Here is a 2,028-nt window from a genome sequence, read left to right as displayed (position 1 = left end):
TTAAAGGCTGGGGAGGGTGAAGGGCAGGGGGAAGATTAGGGCGAGTTAAAAACCTCAGCCAATCCCCCTGGTTTATCCCGGAAAACCCAACTTCAGCTCAAAGTCTAGCCAATGGAAAGACTGCGGGCGAGGAAGAACGCCCAGGTGGTAACAATACCTCCGAGGAGATAATGCGCTACACCGACCGCACGACCTTGAATGATGCTCAAAGCGCGGGGTTGAATGGCAGGAGCCACATTTAGTTTGTTGTGAGCCCAGACAATGGACTCGATCAACTCTTGCCAATATCCCCGTCCACTGAACAGGAACATGAGGCTGAAGGCAAAGACAAAGTGTCCAGCGAGGAACATGATGCCATAGGCCGACAGGGCAGAACCGTAGGAGTTGATTACGTTGGCGGCTTGGGCCCAGAGGAAGTCCCGCAACCAGCCATTGATGGTGATGGCACTCTGGGCAAAGTTACCCAGGGTCACATGGGTGACACCGCCATCGGGGGAAACGGTACCCCAAACATCGGATTGCATTTTCCAACTGAAGTGGAAGATGACGATGGAAAGGGAGTTGTACATCCAGAACAGACCGAGGAAAACGTGGTCCCAACCAGATACTTGGCAGGTGCCGCCGCGACCAGGGCCATCACAGGGGAAACGGAAGCCGAGATTCGCTTTATCGGGGACAAGGCGAGAACTACGGGCATACAGAACCCCTTTGAGGAGGATCAGGGCCGTTACGTGGATTGTGAAAGCGTGGATGTGGTGAACCATGAAGTCTGCCGTACCCAGGGTGATGGGCATCATGGCGACTTTACCGGCAACGGCAACGGTTTCTCCACCAAAGGCATAGCTGGCAGTGGCCAAGGCATTGGGAGCAGTGGCTCCGGGGGCCAAGGTGTGCAGGTGCTGTACCCATTGGGCAAAGATCGGTTGCAATTGAATGGCCGTGTCGGAAAACATGTCCTGGGGACGGCCTAAAGCCCGCATGGTGTCGTTGTGGATGTAGAGACCGAAGCTATGGAAGCCGAGGAAAATACATACCCAGTTGAGATGGGAAATGATGGCGTCACGGTGGCGCAGCATCCGATCCAGCAAGTTATTAACGTTTTTGGCGGGATCGTAATCACGCACCATGAAGATGGCGCCATGGGCACCGGCCCCTACGATGAGGAAGCCGCCAATCCACATGTGGTGGGTGAATAGGGATAGCTGCGTAGCGTAATCGATCGCCTGGTAGGGATAGGGCGGCATCGCATACATGTGTTGTGCAACGATGATCGTCAAAGAACCTAACAGGGCGAGGTTAATGGCCAATTGAGCGTGCCAAGAAGTGGTCAGGATTTCATAAAGTCCTTTGTGACCTTCCCCGGTGAAGGGGCCCTTGTGGGCTTCGAGGATCTCTTTCATACTGTGACCGATGCCCCAGTTCGTGCGGTACATATGACCGGCAATGATGAACAGGACGGCGATCGCCAAGTGGTGGTGAGCGGTATCAGATAACCACAATCCGCCGGTTACCGGGTTCAATCCCCCCTTAAAGGTGAGGAAGTCAGCGTAGACTCCCCAGTTGAGGGTAAAGAACGGCGTCAAGCCCTGGGCAAAGCTGGGGTAGAGTTCCGCCATTTTGCTCGGCTCTAAAATAAACTCGTGGGGGAGGGGAATGTCCTTAGGAGCAACCCCAGCATCCAAAAGTTTATTAATGGGCATGGAAACGTGGATCTGGTGACCCGCCCATCCCAAGGAGCCTAAACCCAACAAACCAGCCAAATGATGGTTCATCATCGACTCCACATTTTGGAACCATTCCAATTTGGGAGCTTTGACGTGGTAGTGGAACCAGCCAGCGAACAGCATTAGGGCAGCCATAACCAAACCACCAATGGCGGTGCAGTAAAGCTGATAGCTGTCGGTGAAACCGGAGGCCCGCCAGAGATAAAACAGGCCGGACGTAATCTGAATACCGTGGAAGCCGCCGCCCACATCTCCATTCAAAATGCCTTGACCAACAATGGGCCAAACCACTTGAGCACTGGGT

Annotated in this window: 1 protein-coding gene; it reads right to left on the bottom strand. The window is 54.1% G+C overall.

Features of this window, described 5'->3' with window-relative positions:
* Positions 1–104 precede the first annotated feature (104 nt).
* On the bottom strand, positions 105–2,028 hold a 1,924-nt coding region (gene psaA / locus IQ219_RS19180), incomplete at its 5' end, for a photosystem I core protein PsaA (protein WP_194073672.1).

This window comes from Synechocystis sp. LEGE 06083, assembly GCF_015207725.1.
Taxonomy (GTDB): domain Bacteria; phylum Cyanobacteriota; class Cyanobacteriia; order Cyanobacteriales; family Microcystaceae; genus Synechocystis; species Synechocystis salina.
This window is presented reverse-complemented; position numbering and strand designations above follow the sequence as displayed.